Consider the following 20,216-nt stretch of genomic DNA (forward strand, 5'->3'; position numbering starts at 1 on the left):
GCGAAAGCAGGGACCCATAACCACCGCTCTTCGCGCTTGGGCCTGCTGGAGCCACAGCGTCGCGCCACCGCTCTACCCTGTGGTTATGGGTCCCGGCCTTCGCCGGGACGACGGTGGAGGGATTTAGCCCAGCGCCCTTAGCTCCCGCCGCAACACCTTGCCGGTCGCCGTCATCGGCAGGCTGTCGGCGAACTGCACGAAGCGCGGATATTCGTGGGCGGCGAGCTGCACCTTGACGAATTCCTGGATCTCACGCGCCAGTGTGTCGCTCGCAGCATAGCCCGGGCGCAGCACGATCCAGGCCTTGATCGACTCGGTGCGGATCGGATCGGGAATGCCGACCACCGCCGACATCGCGACCGCCGGATGCTTCATCAGCGTGTGCTCGATCTCGGACGGGCCGACGCGATAGCCGGCCGTGGTGATGACGTCGTCCTCGCGGCTGACGTACCAGAAATATCCGTCCTCATCCTGCACGCCGAGATCGCCGGTCAGCAGGAATTCGCCGGCATATTTCTTCGCGGTCGCTTCCGGATTGCGCCAATATTCGATCATGGTGCAGGGGCACGGCTGGCGCACGCCGATGATGCCGCGCTGTCCCCGCGGCAGTTCCTCGCCCTTGTCGTTGACGATACGGACATCAAAGCCCGGCGTGGCGCGGCCCATCGAGCCCGGGCGGATCGGAAACAAATTGGAATTGCTGCCGATCACGAGATTGCACTCGGTCTGGCCGAACACCTCATGCGCGTCGATGCCGAAGGTCTCGCGCACCCAGCCCAACAGCTCGCCGCCGAGCGACTCGCCGCCGGTGAAGATGCTGCGCAGCTTCACCCCCGAATTCTTCACATCCGCCTGCCGCATCAGCTTCAGCGCGGTCGGCGGCAGGAACACGTTGCGGATGCCGAGTTCGGCCATCATCTGCATCGCCGCCTGCGGCTCGAACTTGCGGGCGCGGTGACCGACCATCGGAATGCCGTGATACCAGAACGCGAACAGACCGTTGATCAGGCCGCCGATCCAGGCCCAGTCCGCCGGCGTCCACATCAGGTCGCCCGGCCGGGGCAGGAAGTTGTGACACATCTCGACATTGGGCAGATGGCCGAGCACGACGCGATGCGCATGCAGCGCGCCCTTCGGATTGCCCGTGGTGCCTGAGGTGTAGATGATCAGCGCCGGATCGTCGGCCGAGGTGTCGACGGTGGCGAATTCAGGCGATGCCGACTTGATCGCGCTCCAGAACGATTTGGTGCCGGGCGGCGTCTTGTCACCGACGATGTAGACGCTCTTCAGCTCAGGCAGCCGATCGCGGATTTTTGCGATCTTCTCCCAGCCGGCCTGATCGGTGATGACGGCTTTCGCCGCCGAGTTCGACAGGCGGAATTCGAGCGCGTCCTCGCCGAACAGCGCGAACAGCGGGATCGAGATGAGGGCCGCGCGGAACGCGGCGAGATGCGCGACCGGCAATTCGAGCGATTGCGACAGGAACACCGCCACGCGATCGCCGCGCACCAGACCGTCGGCGGTCAGCACATTGGCGAAGCGGCGCGACGCATCTGCGACCGCGTCGAACGAGGTGCGTGTGGTGCCGCCATCCTCGTCGACATAGATGAGCGCAAGCCGGCCGGTGCCATCGGCATAACGATCGCAGCACGCGGTCGCCATGTTGAAGCGCGCGGGAACGTCCCAGCGGAAGTTGCGATAGAGCTCGTCGTAGATCTTGGCTTCCTGAAGCATGGCGGCAGATTAGAGCATTGCCGCCGGACCACAAACCCCTCCTTAGGGGAAGGCCGTCAGGCCGCCCGCTCCATTGCGACCTCGGCCTTGAGGCTTTCGAGGTCGCGATAGATCGAGGCGACCGCAAGCACGCGCCCGCCACGCTTGTAGCGCAGCACGCAATCCCTGCCGGCAATGCTGCCATCCACCGCGATCTCGTCCCACTGCTCGGCGTGGCCGACATAGTTGATCGGCACGTCGTAATGCTGGCTCCAGAAGAACGGCACCGCATCGAAGGCCTCGCGCTGCCCAAGCATATTCCGCGCGGCGGTCTGGCCCTGGCGCTCTGCCACCACCCAGTGTTCGACCCGGATATTCTCGCCGCTGTGCGGGTCGGGCCAGCGCGCGATATCGCCCGCCGCGTAGACGCCAGGAGCGCTGGTCTCGAGATAGGCGTCCACTGTCACGCCGCGATCGATCGTGAGCCCGGCGGCTTCCGCCAGCGCCAGCCGCGGCTTCACGCCGACACCGAGCACGACGAGATCGGCGTCGAGCACGGGCCCGCTCTTCAGTCGCCCGCGCTTGCCTTCGATCGCGGTCACGGTGTCACCGAGATGGAAGACGACGCCATGCTCCTCGTGCAACGCGCGGACGAAATCGCCCATCTCGGGCCCGAGCACGCGCTCCAGCGGCCGCGCTTCCAGCCCGACCACGTGAACCTCGATCTCTCTCGCGCGCAACGAGGCCGCAACCTCGAGCCCGATGAAGCTTGCCCCGATCACCACTGCACGGCGCGCTCCGCTGGCCGAGGCGATGATCGCCCGGCAATCGTCGAGACTGCGCAGCACATGAACATGGGGCTGATCAACGCCGGGGATCGGCAGCCGCACCGGCTCCGCACCGGTCGCCAGCAGCAGCCGGTCGTACGCGAGCACCTCGCCGCCGGCGAGCACGACGTTGCGTCGGCCGGTGTCGATCGACTTGACCTCGGTCGCAAGTCTCAGATCGATCGCCGCCTCGGCATAGAAGTCGTCCGGCTTCAGCGGCAGCCAGTCTTCCGGCGCGCTGCCGGCGAGGAAGTCCTTCGACAGGTTCGGCCGGTCCACCGGCGGCACGGCCTCGCCGCTGAGCATGACGATACTGCCGCGATAGTCCTGCCGCCGCAGCATCTCGGCGGCGGCAAAGCCTGCCGCACCGCCGCCGACAATCACGATCCTGCCGGGTGCATCGACCGGGCCCTTGACGCGGGGTTTCGGCTGCGCACGCTTCTCACGCACGATGATGCGATCGCCGTCGCGCTCGACCTTCCAGACCGCGAGCGCGTTGAAGGCGGGCGCGGCGACCGCCTCGCCGGTGCGAATGTCAAAACAGGCGTGATGCCAGGGGCAATGGACGGTCTCGCCTTCGACCAGGCCGTCGGCGAGCGGGCCGTGGTAATGGCTGCAATGCGCGTCGATGGCGAAGATATCCGCCCCCGAGCGCAGCAGCAGCACGTCGTCCTCGCCGACATGGCCGAGCAGCATCGTGCCCGGGAAGTCGGAGAGGGTCACACCCTGAGTCAGATCCGGACCCGAAGGAGCTTGCTGATCGGCCATGGCCTGTCTCCAGTTTATCCAGAACTTCACCCCGAGGCTTGCGCGAGGGCTTTGTCGCTATCAGCTTCCCTGCATATAGCGGACCGGGTTCTCCCGATCCGCCTTGAAGATATCGGCGGCCTCGGCGAACAGCGCCGCAACGGCGGGCGCCTTCAGATCATCAAACGCTTCGAAGCTGAAATTGTTGCCGCCGGCGCGCAATTCGCCGAGCTTGCCGGCATAGCAGGACACCAGCGGCTTGCCGCCGCGGGTCACCGCGACATAGACGCTGATGTAGTTCTTCTGCAGCGCCACCCCGATCACCGGCCAGGCGGCCGTCTTGCCGGACTTGATCGCGTAGCGAAACTCGCCATAGCCGATCATGTTCATGCGCATACCGGCTTCACCGGCCGGCGTGCCCTCATGAAAATGCCGCTTGAGCGAAGGCGCCGCCTTCCGCATCAACGCGTGCAGTTGTTCGAGATCCGCGGTCCGTGCCGGATCAAAGGCGAGGTAGGCTTCCAGACTGTCCGCGGCGACACGAAACATTGGAAACCTCCGCGACCATCCGACCCGGCACCGTGCGGGTCTTGCGTAGCCCGGATGAAGCGAAGCGTAATCCGGGGCCTCACCGATCGGATGGACTTACCCGGATTTCGCTTCGCTTCATCCGGGCTACAAAATCTACGCAATCAGGACGACAGCGCGGCCTTCACGAGGCCGCTGGCCTTGCCGAAATCCATCTGGCCGGCGTATTTCGCCTTCAGGGCGCCGATCACCTTGCCCATGTCCTTGATCCCGGCGGCACCGGTCTCGGCGATGATGGCCGAGATCGCGGCCTTCACGTCGTCGTCGGACATCTGCTTCGGCAGATAGGCCGAGATCACGGCGATCTCCGCGCGTTCCTGATCCGCGAGCTCGGCGCGGCCGCCCTTGTCGTAGAGCTCGACCGACTCCTGGCGCTGCTTGATCATTTTCTGCAGGATGCCGAGCAGATCGGCATCGGAGAGGGGCGGCTTGCCCTGCCCGCGCGCATCGATGTCGGCATTCTTGATGGTCGAATTAACCATGCGCAGGGTGGAGAGCTTGCGCTCATCCTTGGCCTTCATGGCTTCCTTGACCGCATTGTTAATGTCGTCGCGCAGCATCCTGGTGTCCTCTCGTCTGGCAAGATGCTGATCTAAGCCCTCCGCGACGCCAGAACAACAGCTAAGCCCCGGTTCTGGCGACCCCAGAACCGGGGCTGACCAGGCCAGCCCTCGGGCATTGGCGCCGGCCCGCGGTCCGCCGGCGAGCCGGGCAATTTCACTGCATGAGATGCCTGGCCAGCGCAGCGAACGCCGGCAGCGTGGTCGGGTCGTTGTGGGCGTTGGCCGCCAGCGGATGCGAGCCGAAACGGGCAATGACCATCTCGGCCTTGGGATCGATATAGATCGCCTGTCCATTGACGCCGCGCGCCATGAACGCGCCGTCCTCGTTGTTGGTGACCCACCACATGTCGCGATAGCTCCAGCCGGGAAGCGTCGCATAGCCGGCCTTCTCGAAATCGGATGTCCGGCCGCCCTTGCGGATGTCGTCGACGACGGCTTTCGGCACGATCTGTTGGCCGTTGTAGGTTCCACCGAGCCGCATCATCTCGCCGAACCGCGCCAGGTCCCGCACGGCCGCATTCAGCCCACCGCCGGCAAATTCCGTTCCCTCGCTGTCGATCAGCATGTAGGCGTCCTGCTCCATGCCGAGCTTCTGCCAGATCCGCTCGGAGAGCAGCTCGCCGACAGTCTTGCCGGACGCGCGACGGATCAACCAGCCGAGCACATCGCTGTTGACGGTCTTGTAGGCGAACGCCTCGCCGTGCTGGCCTTCCTTCTTCAATGTCTTGAGGAAGCCGTAGAAGCTCGTCGGTCCGGCATAGCCGGGTGGGCGCGGCACGAGGCCGCCTGCCCTGACGTGATCAAAGATCTCCGCCTTGGGATTGGCGTAGTTCTCCGAATATTGGACGCCGACCGTCATATCCAGAACCTGCCGCACGGTGGCGTCGCCATAGGCCGTGTCCGTGAGCTCCGGAATATACTTCGAAACCGGAGTCTTTTCGTCGAGCTTGCCTTCGGCAACCAGTGTGGCACCGAGCGTGCCGAAGAAGGACTTGGTCACCGACATCGCGATGTGCGTGGCGTGCGGGTTCATCACACCGAGATAGCGCTCATAGACGATCTTGCCCTTGTGCAGGACGACGATTGCATCGGTGTAGTTTGCCGCGAGCGATTCCGCCCACGTCATGGTTCCGGATTGGCCGAGCGGCTGAAACGTGATGGCGTCGATGTCGTTTCGTTCGGCGCGCGGCAGCGGTGACGCGGCGTTGTCGCCGCGCCAGACGTTGCTGGTCGGCAGGAAGCGGCGGAAATTCGCGAACGACCAACGCGTCTGCGGAAAAGCAAAGTGCGAGCCGTTGGAGAACTGGATCAGCTTGTCCGCGGGCGGCGGCGAGCCGACCATCCATCCCATCTTCACGGGATCGGAGTCCGCGGCACTCAGCGGCGCCTGCGCCAGCGCGGCTTCCGTGCCGAGCCCAATCGTTGCGGCCATCACAACACCGACCATCGTCGAGCGTCCGGTCATCGAAACTTCCTCCCTGGATAAGTAGATTTCGGCCGCAGTAGCTCTCTGCCTCGATATATGTCAAATTCATAATATTACTAATCATATGAGTACGTTTCATCATGCCGACGCTTCGACAAATCCAGATGGTTCGCGCCCTGGCCGAACACAGGCATTTCACGCGCGCGGCGAACGCGCTCGGCGTTACGCAGTCCGCCCTTACGAAAAGCGTGCAGGCGCTCGAGGACGAACTGGGCGTGCGCCTGTTCGACAGGGGTGCCGGCACGCTGGAGCCCACCATGTTCGGCACGATCATGCTTGCTCATGGTCGGACAGTCCTTCGGGACGTGTCCGAGCTTGTCAGGGAGGTCGACCTGGCGAAGGGACTGGAGACGGGCGGGATCACAGTCAGCGCGAGCGTGTTTCCGGGGGAGTTGTGGGCGCCGCAAGCGCTGGGGCGCCTCGCTGTCCCTCACCCCAAGCTCAAATGCGTGCTGCGAACGGTCGACAGCAGGCAGGCGGTGGACGACGTGCTGGAAGGCATTTCCGACATCGCCATCTCCGATGCGACCGAGGCCGAGGGACGCGATAACCTGGACAGCGAGATTCTGGCGACAACGCGCATGTCGCTATTTTGCCGGAGCTCGCACCCGCTCGCACGGCGCAGAAGCATCCGGCCGCAGGACCTTCTCGGCTATCCTTTCGCCGGACCGCCGCTCTCCAGAGCGCTTGCCCGTCGCAATCTCGGAACGTTCGGCAAGATCGCGCTCAACGTCTCGCCGGGCGAACAGCTTATGCCGCGCGTCTCGGTCGGCAGCTTCTCGGCAATGGTGCAGGCCGTGCTTCACAGCGATGCGCTCGGTTGGGCGCCGGACTCACTGCTCGCAGGCGACGTCAGAGGCAGCGGGCTCGCGCCGCTGAAAATCCGGGAGCTGACACTGAGCGCGACCTTCGCGTTCTTTGTGCGACGCCATCGAACGCTGTCGCCCGCGACCGTCGAATTCATCAAGCTCGTGCGAGCCATGCAGCCGCCGGACGCAACCGCTCCGACCTCAAGGCTGCCGGCTTGAGGCGGAGATCTCAGTTCCGCAACCATTCGACCAGCGCATCGGCGCAGGCCTGCGGCTGCTCCAGTTGCGGCAGGTGACCGCAATTGGCGAGCACGACGAGCTTGGCCCCGGGAATGCCGTTGGCCATCTCGTCCGACAGCGAATTCGGCACGGTGTTGTCGGTATCCGAGGTCAGCACAAGGGTCGGGCACTTGATCCAGGCCATGCTCGGCCGCGAGTCCGGCCGGCTCAGCACCGCATTTTGCTGGCGGATGAAGGCCTCGGCGCCGACGTCCTCGCTCATGTCGTCGACAATCCGGCGCAGGCCCGCATCGCCTTGCCGCGATGGATGCACGAAGCCGGGAAACAGTTCGTCGACCACGCTCCGATACTGGCCGCTTTTGGCGCGCTCGATCATGCCGCGGCGGCGCGCGGTCGCCTCCGGCGTGTCGGCCCGCGCCTGGGTGCTCATCAGCGCCAGCTTCGCGACCCGCTCCGGCGCCTGCCGCATGATCTCGAAGGCGACGTAGCCGCCCATCGAGTGCCCGGCGAGGGCAAAGCGCGGCGGCGCCTCGGCCAGGATCCGGCGGGCGATCGCCCCCATATTGTCGTCCCTGACGTGGTTGGCGACCGTGACCGGCCAGCACCGCCACAGCGCCGGGATGACCGGGGCAAAGATCCGCGGCGAGCAGATGAGGCCCGGGACGAGCAGGATCGGCATCGTGTTGTCCATAGGGTGCTCCGGACCGGGTCATTTTCGGCAAGCAAACGGCCGCTTCGAGGAACTTTAGATTAAAAGGCCGTTCCGGCCTGTCAAATCGGCCGGGAATGCCGTGTGAATCCGCGCCCTTTCACTTTGACGCCGCAGCGTGCGGCCTCTATTTAAAGGGCTCATGACAACATCCGAAAACGCTCCCGCCTGGCCGGACCACAAACCGACCGCGCTCCTTGTGCTCGCCGATGGTACCGTGCTGGAAGGCTTCGGTCTCGGCGCCGAAGGCCACGCCGTCGGCGAGGTCTGCTTCAACACCGCGATGACCGGCTATGAGGAGATCCTCACCGATCCGTCCTATGCCGGGCAGATCATCACCTTCACCTTCCCGCATATCGGCAATGTCGGTACCAACGAGGAAGACATCGAGACGGTGAACATGGCCGCGACACCAGGTGCGCGCGGCGTGATCCTGCGCTCGGCGATCACGGATCCCTCGAATTACCGCGCCACCCGCCACCTCGACCAGTGGTTGAAGGCGCGCGGCATCATCGGCCTGTCCGGGATCGACACCCGCGCGCTGACCGCGCTGATCCGCTCCAAGGGCATGCCGAATGCGGTGATCGCGCATTCGAAGACCGGCGAGTTCGACCTGCACGGCCTGAAGGAAGAGGCCCGCGAATGGCCTGGCCTCGAGGGCATGGACCTGGTGCCGATGGTCACCTCCGGCCAGCGCTTCACCTGGGATGAAACGCCCTGGGTGTGGGGCAAGGGGTTCGGCCAGCAGACCGCGCCGGAATTCAACGTGGTCGCGATCGACTACGGCATCAAGCGCAACATCCTGCGCCTGCTCGCCGGCGTCGGCGCCAAGGTGACCGTGGTGCCGGCAACGACGGCGGCCGAGGACATCCTGGCGATGAAGCCGGACGGCGTGTTCCTGTCGAACGGCCCCGGCGATCCCGCCGCGACCGGCAAATATGCCGTGCCCGTGATCCAGAAGGTGATCGCCTCGGGGACGCCGACCTTCGGCATCTGCCTCGGCCACCAGATGCTCGGGCTCGCCGTCGGCGCCAGGACCATGAAGATGCATCAGGGCCATCACGGCGCCAACCATCCGGTCAAGGACGAGACCACCGGCAAGGTCGAGATCACCTCGATGAACCACGGCTTTGCGGTGGACCAGGCGACGCTGCCCGCGGGCGCGACCCAGACCCATATCTCGCTGTTCGACGGCTCCAATTGCGGCATCGCGCTCGAGGGCAAGCCGGTGTTCTCGGTGCAGTACCACCCCGAGGCCTCGCCCGGCCCGCGCGACTCGCACTATCTGTTCCAGCGCTTTGCCGACCTGATGCGGCAGAAGAAGCAGGCCGCCTAAACAACATCCGTCATTGCGAGGAGCGCAGCGACGAAGCAATCCATCTATCCCCGCGTGGAGCGATGGATTGCTTCGCTCCGCTCGCAATGACGGAGATTTTCCGATGACCGACAGCCCGCCCACGAAGCCGACCTACGGCGTTTCCTCGACGGAGGTGATGGCGTCGATGCCGGGGCTCGACTTCGTGCGCGGCATCTTCGCCCGCACCCTGCCGGAACCGCCGATCATGGAGACGGTCGAGCCGTTCGACTGCACCGCCGAGACCGGCCATGTGGTGATCCACAGCATCCCCGGCCTGCGCCACTACAACCCGATCGGCTCGGTGCATGGCGGCTACGCCGCGATCCTGTTGGATTCTGCGATGGGGCTCGCGGTGCAGACCACGCTGCCGCAGGGCTTCGGCTACACCACGCTGGAGTTCAAGATCTCCTTCGTCCGCGGCATGAGCCAGGACACCGGCGCGATCCGCACTGAAGGCCAGGTCCTCAACGCCGGCCGCCGGGTTGCAACCGCCGAAGCGCGGATCACCGACGGCAAGGGCAAGCTGATCGCGCATGCCACCACGACCTGCCTGGTGTTCGAGCTGCCCAAGACCTGAAGGCAATCGACCTGAAGGCAATCGCGTCTTCGCGCATTGGAGGCATGACGAAGCGCGCTGGATCGTTGCCTGCGCTCTGTGATTGAGTTTCCCTTATCCGAGATCAGGCAAACATGGTCCGGCCCGGAATAAGGAAACGCCCGATGACATCAGCCCATTCAGACATGACCATCCGCGACATCCGCGTGACGATGCTGCGGCTGCCCTGGGCCGACGATCCCTGGCTGAAGGGCGCAGCGCTCGGCGCCACCCGCGACATCCTGATCTGCGACGTCGAGACGTCAGGCGGCATCACCGGCATGGGCTATCTGTTCGTGTTTCGCCCGGCGATGCAGTCGATCGCGGCCTGTCTCCACGAGTGCATCATCCCGCGCGTCATCGGCAAGGACGCCAGCGCGATCGAGGCGATCTGGCGCGATCTCTGGACCGCGACGATGACCTATGGCCGCGGCGGCATCGCCGCGATGGCGATGTCGGCGCTCGACATCGCGCTGTGGGATGCGCTGGGAAAACGCGCCGGCCTGCCGCTGCATCGGCTGTGGGGTCACTATCGCTCGGAAATCCCGGTCTATGGTTCCGGCTGCTTCCGTGGCGCCGGCGGCGACGGGATGATCGAGAAGGCACTGCATTTCGTCAAGCAAGGCTACAAGGCGATCAAGATGCAGGTCGCGCATGTTCACACGCCGGCGCAGGACCTCGACAATGTGCGCCGCATGCGCGAGGCGCTCGGGCCCGACATCGACATCATGATCGACGTCAACATGGGCTGGAGCGCCGATGTCGCGATCGAGATGGGACGCAAGTTCGAGAAGTACGATATCTACTGGCTCGAGGAGCCGGTACCGGCCGATGATTTCGCCGGCTACCAGCGCATCGCGGCGGCGCTCGATATGCGCGTCGTCGGCGGCGAGACGCATTTCACCCGCTACGATCTGCGGCCGTTCTTTCTCAATCCCTGCCTGCCGATCCTGCAGCCCGACCCGATGCGCGGCGGCATGACCGACCTGCGCAAGATCGCGACGCTGGCGGACACGTTCGGCATCACGATCGCGCCGCATCTGTTCCCCGAGCTCAACGTGCACCTGCTGGCTTCGATCCCGAACGGCATCTGGTGCGAGAACATGGCGCTGATCGACGACCTCTGGGTCGATCCGCCAGAGATCGCCAACGGCGTGATCACCGCGCCGGAGCGACCGGGGCACGGGCTCAGGTTCAAGGACGGGGTGTTGAAGTTCAAGATCTAGCGGGAACGGTTTCCGGACCGGCCGCTTGGTCTGACCTGACCTCACCGCCACTCGCAACGCTGGAGATTAGCCATGCCCGTCGTGAGTCCCGATGCCGAGCCCCTGACCTTCATCTTCCGGGACGATGGCCTGGTGCCGAACAATCCGATGCCATTCCTGGTTTACAAGGGCGCGGTCCACGTTGGCAGCAATCCGGAAGCGACGATCGAACAGCTGTTCGGCAGCAATGGCTGGGGCGCGATGTGGCGGAACGGCGTCTACGACTTCGCGCATTACCACGCCACCGTGCACGAGGTGCTGGGCGTCGCGCGCGGCAGCGCGCGCGTGCAGTTCGGCGGCGAGCATGGCCGTGCGCTGGAGATCGCAGCCGGCGACGTCGCGATCCTGCCGGCCGGCACCGGGCATCAATGCCTGTCGGCGAGCGGCGACTTCAGCGTGATCGGCGCCTATCCGCCGGGCCCGCCGATGGACCTGCAACGGCCGACGCCGGAGAACCACGCGCGGGCGCTGAAGACGATCCCGCAGGTCGCGATCCCCGCGACCGATCCGGTGCTCGGCAAGGACGGGCCGCTGGTGCGGCTGTGGAAGCCCCTCCGTCGTCCCGGCGAAAGCCGGGACCCATAACCACAGGAGTCTGTAGTTAAGTGAGCTGGGGCCACGGCGTGGGCCAAACACAAACGGACGTGGTTATGGGTCCCGGCCTGCGCCGGGACGACATGTGTGCAGAGCTAAGCCGCGTTGCTGCCTTCCTGGCGGCTGGCCTCGAACAGGAACCAGGTGCGGCGCTCGGTTTCGTCGATGAAGGTTTCCAGCAGGCCGGCAGTTCCGGAATCATCATGGTCGTCGGCGAGCTTGTGCGCCTTGCGCATCGCCGCCGCGATGTGCTTGTTGTCCTCCATCAGCTCGCGCAGCATTTCGCGCGGCGGGACATAGTCCTCGTCATTGTCCTTGATGGTCTGATGCCTGGCGATGTCGCCGATCGAGCGCAGCGTCGCGCCGCCGAGCTTGCGCACCCGCTCGGCGAGCTGGTCGGTGGTCGCGAAGATCGCGTCCGACTGCTCGTCCAGCAACAAATGGTAATCATGGAAATGCCGGCCGCTGACATGCCAGTGAAAATTCTTGGTCTTCAAATAGAGCGCAAAGGCATCGGCCAGAAGCGTATTGAGCGAGGTCGAGATCGTATCCACAGCGGCCCGCGGCAGGTCGCTCGGCGTGTCGAGGTCGGGCGAAATCTTTTCGGTCTTGTTGGCGTCAGTCTTGGCTTTGCTCACGTTGAACCTTCCTGTTAGGAACCCGTATTTCGGCGCATTGAACATTGGCCGCCGGACCGCTAACGCATCGTCAGCCCACCCGTTCCTGGAAGTCAGGAACCCATTCTGCCGGATACCAAACGCAATGGATGAATGGATCGACTATTACGATTCCACGCATACGATTTATGCGAGCCGACTGCACCGCGACCTGCATTTCCAGGTCATCGCAAACGACATTATCGGATACATCACTTCGCCCGACGCCGTGGTGCTGGATTACGCCTGCGGCGAGGCGCTCTCGGCTGTGAAGGTCGCCGATGCCTGCGCCCAGCTCTATTTGGCGGAGCCTGCGCCCGGCGTGCGCGGCCGTCTGGTTGCGCGCTTTGCGTCCGACACCCGGATCCGCGTCCGCTCGCTCGATGAGCTGAAGAACATGGCGGCCGACTCGATCGACCTCGTGGTGATGAACTCGGTGGCGCAATACATGACGCCGCAGGAGCTCGATTCGGCGTTCGACGTGATCCACCGCCTGCTGAAGCCGTCGGGCCGTTTCGTGCTCGGCGATATCCTGCGGCCCGAAGTCGGCATGGCCAAGGACGTCGTCGCGCTGCTGCGCTTTGCGACGACCCACGGCTTCCTGCGCGATGCGCTGGTCGGGCTCGCTTCAACCGCACTGTCGGACTACCGGCAACTGCGCACCAGGATCGGGCTGCAACGCTACCGCGAGGACGAGATGATCGCAAAGCTCGCTGCCGCCGGCTTCAGCGCCACGCGCGCGCCGCGCAACATCGGGCACAATCCGTGGCGGATGACGTTCGTGGCGCACCACTGATCAAAGGTTGCAGGAAAAATTAGGGTTAACCAAAAGTAAACGTGGCGGCCGCTGAAATAATCAGCAATGATCCACTCGGCCCGGTGGCGGAAGCTTCGACGCGGCAGTGGTGCAACACTGTTTATCCTGGTTCAAATCCAGGCCGGGCCTCCACGCTTCGCCCTGACGGGCTACGCGAGGCGCAGCCACGCCGGACCGGCGGGGCAAGGCGTGTCCGGCGTAGCTTGAGCGCAGCGAAAGCGTAGACGGACAAAGGCGGCAGCACAAAGCCCGCCCCCCACTCCCCCGCCTCAGCACCCCCAACCGGGCATAGGTCGAATGAGGAATTTCCCCCAGAATCGCAGTTGATCGGGCGTTTTTGGGGGTTTCGCGGGTGCGGAAACTGGTCTAAAGACCACCCGCGCGCGAGGGATCGCGCTTCCGGCGCTACAAAATGTAGCGCATGGCTCGAGGGACGCGCGGAAAGCGCGCCCTTTTTTTGTGCCCAAATTCCAGTCCGCGAGAGCTGATGCCCAAAAGAAACGACATCTCCACCATCCTGATCATCGGTGCCGGTCCCATCGTGATCGGCCAGGCCTGCGAATTCGACTATTCCGGCACGCAGGCCTGCAAGACGCTGAAGGAAGAGGGCTATCGGATCGTCCTGGTCAATTCGAACCCGGCCACGATCATGACCGACCCGGAGCTGGCGGACGCGACCTATATCGAGCCGATCACGCCCGAAATCGTCGCCAAGATCATCGAAAAGGAACGCTACGTCCTGCCCGGCGGCTTCGCGCTGCTACCGACCATGGGCGGCCAGACCGCGCTGAACTGCGCGCTGTCGCTGCGCAAGCAGGGCACGCTGGAGAAGTTCGACGTCGAGATGATCGGCGCCACGGCGGACGCGATCGACAAGGCGGAAGACCGCCAGCTGTTCCGCGACGCCATGGAGAAGATCGGGCTGCAGACGCCGCGGTCGCGGCTCGCCAACGCCTCGGCGCTGAAGAAGTCCGATCGTGACAAATACCTCGCCGACCAGGCCAAGCTGTCCGGCGCCGAGCTCGAAGCCTTCGAGCGCAAGTGGGAAGCCGGCGAGAACGAGCGGCGCAAGCGCTACCAGCAGCAGGCCCTGGCCGAAGCGCTGATGGCGCTGTCCGACATCGGTCTGCCCGCGATCATCCGCCCCTCCTTCACGCTCGGCGGCACCGGCGGCGGCATCGCCTACAACAAGGAAGAATATCTCGACATCATCGAGCGCGGGCTCGATGCCTCGCCGACCAACGAGGTGCTGATCGAGGAATCCGTGCTCGGCTGGAAAGAGTTCGAGATGGAGGTGGTGCGCGACAAGAAGGACAATTGCATCATCATCTGCTCGATCGAGAACGTCGATCCGATGGGCGTGCATACCGGTGATTCCATCACGGTGGCGCCGGCGCTGACGCTGACCGACAAGGAATACCAGATCATGCGCGACGCATCGATTGCGGTGCTGCGCGAGATCGGCGTGGAGACCGGCGGCTCCAACGTGCAGTTCGGCATCAATCCGGACGACGGCCGCATGGTCGTGATCGAGATGAATCCGCGAGTTTCTCGTTCTTCGGCGTTGGCGTCGAAGGCCACCGGCTTCCCGATCGCCAAGGTCGCCGCCAAGCTCGCGATCGGCTACACGCTCGACGAGATCGCCAACGACATCACCGGCGGTGCGACGCCGGCTTCGTTCGAGCCGACGATCGACTACGTCGTCACCAAGATCCCGCGCTTTGCGTTCGAGAAGTTCCCCGGCGCCTCCTCCACGCTGACGACCTCGATGAAGTCGGTCGGCGAGGTGATGGCGATCGGCCGCACCTTCCAGGAGAGCCTGCAGAAAGCCCTGCGCGGGCTCGAGACCGGGCTGACCGGCCTCGACGAGATCGACATCGAAGGCCTCGGCCGCAGCGACGACAAGAACGCGATCCGCGCGGCGCTCGGCACCCCGACGCCGAACCGGCTGCTGCAGGTCGCGCAGGCGATGCGGCTCGGCTGGACGAACGAGGAGATCTTCAACTCCTGCAAGATCGATCCCTGGTTCCTCGCCGAACTGCGCAGCATCGTCGAGATGGAAGACAAGGTCCGCAGCAGCGGCCTGCCGTCGAATGCATTCTCGATGCGCATGCTGAAGGCGATGGGCTTCTCGGATGCGCGGCTCGCCGTGCTGACGGAAACCACCGAAGCCGACGTCACCGCCAGGCGCCATGCGCTCGGGGTGCGCCCGGTGTTCAAGCGCATCGACACCTGCGCGGCGGAGTTCGCCTCGCCGACGGCCTACATGTATTCGACCTATGAGCGACCGTTCGCCGGCGAGTTCGCCGACGAGAGCGCGCCGTCGGACCGCAAGAAGGTGATCATCCTCGGCGGCGGGCCGAACCGCATCGGCCAGGGCATCGAGTTCGACTATTGCTGCTGCCACGCCTGCTTCGCGCTGGAAGACGCCGGCTACGAGACCATCATGGTCAACTGCAATCCGGAGACGGTGTCGACCGACTACGACACCGCCGACCGGCTGTATTTCGAGCCGCTCACCGCCGAGGACGTGCTCGAAATCATCGCGACCGAGCGTACCAACGGCACGCTGCACGGCGTGATCGTGCAGTTCGGCGGCCAGACCCCGCTGAAGCTTGCCCGCGCGCTCGAAGCCGCCGAAGTGCCGATCCTCGGCACCTCGCCTGACGCGATCGACCTCGCCGAGGACCGCGACCGCTTCAAGCGCGTGCTCGACAAGCTCCGCCTCAAGCAGCCGAAGAACGGCATCGCCTATTCGGTCGAGCAGGCCCGCCTGGTCGCCGCCGATCTCGATCTGCCGCTGGTGGTGCGTCCGTCCTACGTCCTCGGCGGCCGCGCGATGCAGATCATCCGCGAGGAGACCCAGCTCAACGACTACCTGCTGGGAACGCTGCCTGAGCTGGTGCCCGCCGACGTCAAGGCGCGTTACCCGAACGACAAGACCGGGCAGATCAACACCGTGCTCGGCAAGAACCCGCTGCTGTTCGATCGCTATCTGTCCGATGCGACCGAAGTCGACGTCGACTGCCTCTGCGACGGCAAGGATACCTTCATCGTCGGCATCATGGAGCACATCGAGGAAGCCGGCATCCACTCCGGCGACTCCGCCTGCTCGCTGCCGCCGCATTCACTCGACGCCAAGACCATCGAGGAGCTGGAGCGGCAGACCCGCGAGCTCGCGCTCGGCCTCGACGTGGTCGGGCTGATGAACGTGCAATACGCCATCAAGGACGGCGATATCTACGTGCTCGAGGTCAACCCGCGCGCGTCCCGCACCGTGCCGTTCGTCGCCAAGGTGATCGGCACGCCGGTCGCCAAGATCGCGGCGCGGATCATGGCCGGCGAGAAGCTCGCCGACTTCAAGCTGAAGAAGAAGAAGCTCGACCATGTCGGCGTGAAGGAATCGGTGTTCCCGTTCGCGCGCTTCCCCGGCGTCGACACCGTGCTCGGACCGGAGATGCGTTCGACCGGCGAAGTGATGGGCATCGACCGCTCGTTCGAGGTCGCGTTCGCGAAGAGCCAGCTCGGCGGCGGCACGCGCGTGCCGCGGCAGGGCACGGTGTTCGTCTCGGTGCGCGGCGACGACAAGATGCGCATCGCGGATGCGGTGCGGCTGTTGCACTCGCTCGGCTTCAAGGTGATGGCGACCTCGGGCACGCAGCGCTATCTCAGCGACAACGGCGTGCCGACGGAGAAGGTCAACAAGGTGCTCGAAGGCCGTCCGCACATCGTCGACGCCATCACCAATGGCGACGTCCAGCTGGTCTTCAATACCACCGAGGGTCCGCAGGCGCTGGCCGACAGCCGCTCGCTGCGGCGGGCTGCCCTCTTGCATAAAGTGCCATATTACACCACTCTTTCAGGCGCGGTGGCGGCCGCGCGGGGGATCCGGGCCTATCGGGACGGGGACCTTGAGGTCCGCACGCTTCAGAGTTACTTTTCCGAAAGCTGACCGTTGTCCGGGCTGAAGGCCCGCAACGGTCAATTAGCCGAATGGCTGGAACTCACCGCGCGATTGGATGTTGTCACGGCCCTTAGCGGGGCCGAAAATCACTGGGCTTCCGGGCGCGCGTGCGTCCTGATTCCTGCGTTAGCTGAACTGGATATTCCTGCACGGCCGCCGGGCGCGCGGGATGAAGGACGAAGATGATGGATAAGGTTCCGATGACCGCGGGCGGATACGCCGCGCTGACGGACGAGTTGAAGCGACGCCAGTCGGAGGATCGTCCGCGCATCATCGAACACATTGCGGAAGCGCGCTCGCATGGCGACCTCTCGGAGAACGCCGAGTATCACGCCGCCAAGGAAGAGCAGTCGCACAACGAGGGCCGCATCGCCGAGCTCGAGGACAAGCTCGCGCGCGCCGACATCATCGACATCTCGAAACTGTCCGGCGACACCATCAAGTTCGGCGCGACCGTGACACTGATCGACGAGGACACCGAGAAGAAGGCGGTGTGGCAGATCGTCGGCGAGGTCGAAGCCGACGCCAAGAAGGGCCGCATCTCCATCACCTCGCCGCTTGCGCGCGCGCTGATCGGCAAGAAGAAGGGCACCACCGTCGAGGTGATGGCGCCGGGCGGCGCCAAGGCCTACGAGATCACCAAGGTCGAGTGGCGGTAGTTACCTCGATGTGACTGGTGCAAAAAGGCCGCGTCTCGCACGCGGCTTTTTTTGTGCCCGCGTTCTGACGGCAATGTGAGTGGAGAGCCTCCTCGCCCCATACTAGTGAGGCCGTGACATGTTTATGCAATATAATCATGTCGGGGACTGCGGCTCGGCTGATGATTGCGTCGCAACACGCATCGCAGCGCGTCACCATGTCACTGGTGCGTTCTCTCGCAACTGCAATAGCGCGAGGAATGATTCCAGACGCAAGGTGTTGACATCACACTCCGGTGGCGAACACCGTATGGTTCTGCATCGTGCAACGTTCCAGCGTGTCAAACAGGGGGTAAATGACAATGGACCAGATGTTTTCCAAATTTCAACCGGTGGCGCTGAGCCTGTTTCGGTTCATCACAGGACTGCTGCTGTTTCAGTTTGGCGTCGCCAAGCTTCTCAAATTCCCGCCCGGGACGATGTTCGAGAAAGTCGAACTGTTCTCGCTGATCGGCGCGGCCGGCACGCTCGAATTGATCCTGGGCGGTCTGCTGATGATCGGCCTGTTTTCACGGATCGTGGCCTTCATCCTGGCGGGCGAAATGGCCTTCGCCTACTTCATCGGCCATTTCCCCAAGGGCTTCTATCCGCTGCTCAACAACGGCAGTCTTGCAATCGCGCTCTGCTTTGCCTGCCTGTATCTCGCGACCTCGGGCCCGGGCCCGATCAGCGTCGACGCCGCAATGGGCAAGCGGTAGCAAACCAAGAAGTAGCAAACATCGTCATTGCGACCCAACGGGTCGCGCGAATGCGCGCCCGATGACTGGCTCCGCGAAGCAATCCATCTGCCTGCATATGCGGAGCGATGGATTGCGTCGTCGCTTCGCTCCTCGCAATGACAGCCGACGTGCTCCGCGCGTCAGCTCGCCGCTTTCACGCCCAGCGGCACCGCGGCTTCGTATTTCGAATTGTGCAGCACCAGCGACGTCCTGACGTTGCGGACGTGCGGCGCGGCGGTCAGATGGGTGACGAAATCCTGGAACGTCGCCATGTCGGGGGCGACGCATTTGAGGATGAAATCGACCTCGCCCGACAGCATCCAGCATTCGCGCACCAGCGGCTCGGCGCGCACGAAATTCTCGAAGGCGCGCAGATCGGCGTCGGCCTGGCTCGACAGATGCACCGAGGCGAACACCGTGACGTCGTAGCCGAGCCGGCGTGGATCGAGCAGGCCGCGATAACCCTGGATGTAGCCTTCCTCTTCCAACGCCCGGACCCTGCGCAAACAGGGTGGCGGCGAGATCCCGACGCGTTTGGCGAGTTCCACATTGGTGATTCGGCCATCAGCCTGGATCTCGGCGAGGATTTTGAGGTCGATCTCGTCAAGGTTCTTCGACACGCGACTACGGTTCCCCTGGAGTTTGGAAGGCTTGGCAGGTCTGCCGGCAACTCTCATAGCGCAGCCACCCAGCATTGCGCAATTTTATTGCGCGTGCAGCGCATGATTTCGCGAATGTGACTTCAGTTCCGGGGAAAAATCGCTGCCATGGATTGCAATTCTTGCATAGCTTCCCAGATATCCTAGACTTGGATTTGACACTTTTGGCGCCGCCGTGACGAGTTTCCGGGGCGCTTCCCGCACAAGTCCTTGATCAAAATCCCCAAAACAGAGGGATCTCAAAATGCCCGCGCCTACCCATGCCAAGGTCGTCATCATCGGGTCCGGCCCCGCCGGTTACACCGCAGCGATCTACGCGGCGCGCGCGATGCTCGAACCGATCCTGATCCAAGGCATTCAGCCGGGCGGGCAGCTCACCATCACCACCGACGTCGAGAACTACCCCGGCTTCGCCGACGTGATCCAGGGCCCTTGGCTGATGGAGCAGATGGAGAAGCAGGCGGCCCATGTCGGCACCAAGATCGTCACCGATCTGGTGAACAAGTTGGAACTCGGCCAGCGGCCGTTCCGCCTGACCTGCGATTCCGGCGACATCTATCTTGCCGAGACCGTCATCCTCGCCACCGGCGCCCAGGCGCGCTGGCTCGGGCTGCCCTCGGAAGAGAAGTTCCAGGGCGGCGGCGTGTCGGCCTGCGCGACCTGCGACGGCTTCTTCTACCGCGGCAAGGAAGTCGTGGTGGTCGGCGGCGGCAACACCGCGGTCGAGGAAGCGCTGTACCTGACCAATCATGCCTCCCAGGTCACCATCGTGCATCGCCGCGATCACTTCCGCGCCGAGCGCATCCTGCAGGAGCGGCTGTTCAAGCATCCCAAGATCAAGGTGGTGTGGGACTCCGCGATCGACGAGATCTGCGGATCGGAGAATCCGAACAAGGTCACCCATGTGCGGCTCAAGAACGTCAAGACGGGCGCCCTGACCGACCTGAAGACCGACGGCATCTTCATCGCGATCGGCCATGCGCCGGCGACGGAGCTCGTCAAAGGCCAGATCAAGCTGAAACCGTCGGGCTATGTCGAGGTGGCGCCGAACTCCACGGCGACCTCGATGCCCGGCCTGTTCGCCGCCGGCGACGTGGCGGACGAAACCTTCCGGCAGGCGGTCACCGCCGCCGGCCTCGGCTGCATGGCTGCGCTCGAGGCCGAACGCTTCCTGGCTCTTCGCGCGAGCGATCGCGCAGCGGCGGAATAA

The 20,216-nt window shown here is 64.4% G+C and carries 18 protein-coding genes and 1 tRNA gene; 11 read left to right on the forward strand and 8 right to left on the reverse strand.

Features of this window, described 5'->3' with window-relative positions; all coding sequences use genetic code 11:
- Positions 1-123: 123 nt before the first annotated feature.
- The 5 genes from QDT69_RS19485 to QDT69_RS19505 all read right to left on the reverse strand — a co-directional run bounded on the left by QDT69_RS19485 (position 124) and on the right by QDT69_RS19505 (position 5,903).
- On the reverse strand, positions 124-1,734 hold the full coding sequence (locus QDT69_RS19485) for an acyl-CoA synthetase (RefSeq protein WP_279708091.1): 1,611 nt from the start codon (positions 1,732-1,734) through the stop codon (positions 124-126).
- Positions 1,735-1,790: 56 nt separating this feature from the next.
- Entirely contained in the window at positions 1,791-3,308 is a 1,518-nt protein-coding gene (locus QDT69_RS19490; protein ID WP_279708092.1) for an FAD-dependent oxidoreductase, read from the reverse strand.
- Between the two features lie 60 nt (positions 3,309-3,368).
- Positions 3,369-3,836, reverse strand: a complete 468-nt coding sequence (locus QDT69_RS19495; protein WP_279708093.1) for a hypothetical protein — start codon at positions 3,834-3,836, stop codon at positions 3,369-3,371.
- Positions 3,837-3,979: 143 nt separating this feature from the next.
- Entirely contained in the window at positions 3,980-4,435 is a 456-nt protein-coding gene (locus tag QDT69_RS19500; RefSeq protein ID WP_279708094.1) for a GatB/YqeY domain-containing protein, read from the reverse strand.
- Positions 4,436-4,592: 157 nt separating this feature from the next.
- Positions 4,593-5,903 carry a serine hydrolase gene (locus QDT69_RS19505; protein ID WP_279708095.1) on the reverse strand — a complete coding sequence of 437 codons (1,311 nt, stop codon included), beginning with the start codon at positions 5,901-5,903 and terminating at the stop codon, positions 4,593-4,595.
- Positions 5,904-6,004: 101 nt separating this feature from the next.
- Between QDT69_RS19505 and QDT69_RS19510 the strand changes: the two genes are divergently transcribed.
- Positions 6,005-6,952, forward strand: a complete 948-nt coding sequence (locus QDT69_RS19510; RefSeq protein ID WP_279708096.1) for a LysR family transcriptional regulator — start codon at positions 6,005-6,007, stop codon at positions 6,950-6,952.
- 10 nt (positions 6,953-6,962) lie between these two features.
- On the opposite strand, the gene QDT69_RS19515 is transcribed toward QDT69_RS19510, so the two are convergent.
- Positions 6,963-7,664 carry an alpha/beta hydrolase gene (locus tag QDT69_RS19515; RefSeq protein ID WP_279708097.1) on the reverse strand — a complete coding sequence of 234 codons (702 nt, stop codon included), beginning with the start codon at positions 7,662-7,664 and terminating at the stop codon, positions 6,963-6,965.
- A gap of 160 nt (positions 7,665-7,824) precedes the next feature.
- Between QDT69_RS19515 and carA the strand changes: the two genes are divergently transcribed.
- The 4 genes from carA (at position 7,825) to QDT69_RS19535 (ending at position 11,484) form a co-directional block, all read left to right on the forward strand.
- Positions 7,825-9,018 (forward strand): glutamine-hydrolyzing carbamoyl-phosphate synthase small subunit, encoded by a 1,194-nt coding sequence (gene carA, locus QDT69_RS19520; protein ID WP_279708098.1) that lies wholly within the window; start codon positions 7,825-7,827, stop codon positions 9,016-9,018.
- 103 nt (positions 9,019-9,121) lie between these two features.
- Entirely contained in the window at positions 9,122-9,616 is a 495-nt protein-coding gene (locus QDT69_RS19525) for a PaaI family thioesterase (protein WP_279708099.1), read from the forward strand.
- A gap of 143 nt (positions 9,617-9,759) precedes the next feature.
- Entirely contained in the window at positions 9,760-10,860 is a 1,101-nt protein-coding gene (locus QDT69_RS19530) for a mandelate racemase/muconate lactonizing enzyme family protein (protein ID WP_279708100.1), read from the forward strand.
- A 72-nt stretch (positions 10,861-10,932) separates the two neighbouring features.
- Positions 10,933-11,484: a hypothetical protein gene (locus QDT69_RS19535; RefSeq protein WP_279708101.1), complete on the forward strand. Its 552-nt coding sequence runs from the start codon at positions 10,933-10,935 to the stop codon at positions 11,482-11,484.
- Between the two features lie 104 nt (positions 11,485-11,588).
- On the opposite strand, the gene QDT69_RS19540 is transcribed toward QDT69_RS19535, so the two are convergent.
- Positions 11,589-12,131, reverse strand: coding sequence for a DNA starvation/stationary phase protection protein (locus QDT69_RS19540; RefSeq protein WP_279708102.1), 543 nt, complete (start codon positions 12,129-12,131; stop codon positions 11,589-11,591).
- A 124-nt stretch (positions 12,132-12,255) separates the two neighbouring features.
- Here QDT69_RS19540 and QDT69_RS19545 point away from each other — a divergent pair, with 124 nt between their 5' ends.
- From QDT69_RS19545 to QDT69_RS19565, 5 genes are all read left to right on the forward strand, one after another.
- Positions 12,256-12,945, forward strand: a complete 690-nt coding sequence (locus tag QDT69_RS19545) for a class I SAM-dependent methyltransferase (RefSeq protein WP_279708103.1) — start codon at positions 12,256-12,258, stop codon at positions 12,943-12,945.
- 77 nt (positions 12,946-13,022) lie between these two features.
- Positions 13,023-13,098: transfer RNA gene (locus QDT69_RS19550), tRNA-OTHER, on the forward strand.
- A gap of 355 nt (positions 13,099-13,453) precedes the next feature.
- On the forward strand, positions 13,454-16,918 hold the full coding sequence (gene carB / locus QDT69_RS19555; protein ID WP_279708104.1) for a carbamoyl-phosphate synthase large subunit: 3,465 nt from the start codon (positions 13,454-13,456) through the stop codon (positions 16,916-16,918).
- A 197-nt stretch (positions 16,919-17,115) separates the two neighbouring features.
- Positions 17,116-17,589 carry a transcription elongation factor GreA gene (gene greA / locus QDT69_RS19560; RefSeq protein WP_089025704.1) on the forward strand — a complete coding sequence of 158 codons (474 nt, stop codon included), beginning with the start codon at positions 17,116-17,118 and terminating at the stop codon, positions 17,587-17,589.
- Positions 17,590-17,930: 341 nt separating this feature from the next.
- Entirely contained in the window at positions 17,931-18,326 is a 396-nt protein-coding gene (locus tag QDT69_RS19565) for a DoxX family protein (RefSeq protein WP_279708105.1), read from the forward strand.
- A 161-nt stretch (positions 18,327-18,487) separates the two neighbouring features.
- Here QDT69_RS19565 and QDT69_RS19570 read toward each other — a convergent pair whose 3' ends face one another.
- Positions 18,488-18,967, reverse strand: a complete 480-nt coding sequence (locus QDT69_RS19570) for an Lrp/AsnC family transcriptional regulator (RefSeq protein ID WP_050402725.1) — start codon at positions 18,965-18,967, stop codon at positions 18,488-18,490.
- A gap of 283 nt (positions 18,968-19,250) precedes the next feature.
- Here QDT69_RS19570 and trxB point away from each other — a divergent pair, with 283 nt between their 5' ends.
- Positions 19,251-20,216 carry a thioredoxin-disulfide reductase gene (gene trxB / locus QDT69_RS19575; RefSeq protein WP_279708106.1) on the forward strand — a complete coding sequence of 322 codons (966 nt, stop codon included), beginning with the start codon at positions 19,251-19,253 and terminating at the stop codon, positions 20,214-20,216.

The sequence above is a fragment of the Bradyrhizobium sp. CER78 genome (assembly GCF_029846235.1).
In the GTDB taxonomy this organism is placed as follows: Bacteria; Pseudomonadota; Alphaproteobacteria; order Rhizobiales; family Xanthobacteraceae; genus Bradyrhizobium.